This is a genomic window from Treponema sp. R6D11, assembly GCF_054786075.1.
Genome location: NZ_BDHD01000896.1, coordinates 1 through 458 on the forward strand (window position 1 = coordinate 1; position 458 = coordinate 458).

Annotated in this window: 1 protein-coding gene; it reads left to right on the top strand. The window is 45.9% G+C overall.

The features are described from left to right. Nucleotides 1-458: aminoacyl--tRNA ligase-related protein (locus tag ACYVTD_RS16710; RefSeq protein ID WP_461248779.1), on the top strand; the 458-nt coding region annotated here is incomplete at both ends.

A 458-nucleotide genomic window follows, 5' to 3' on the forward strand; every position in this document is an offset into this window, starting at 1 on the left:
GTGATGAAGACTTCGCACAATGGTATACCGACATCGTTAAAAAGGCAGAATTGATAGACTATTCTTCTGTTCGTGGGTGCATGATTTTGAAACCCGCGGGGTATGCATTATGGGAAAACATTCAAAAAGAGATGGACGCGCGTTTTAAGGCGACGGGGCATGAGAATGTCTATATGCCGATGTTCATTCCAGAGAGTTTGCTTAACAAGGAAAAAGAGCATGTCGAAGGCTTTGCGCCTGAAGTTGCTTGGGTTACGCACGGCGGCAGCACGCCTTTGGAAGAGAAACTTTGCGTACGCCCAACGAGCGAAACTTTGTTCTGCGAGCTTTATAACAAAATCGTAAAATCATATCGAGATTTGCCGAAATTATATAATCAATGGTGTAGCGTTGTGCGTTGGGAGAAGACGACGCGTCCGTTTTTGCGTTCGCTTGAGTTCCTATGGCAAGAGGGGCAT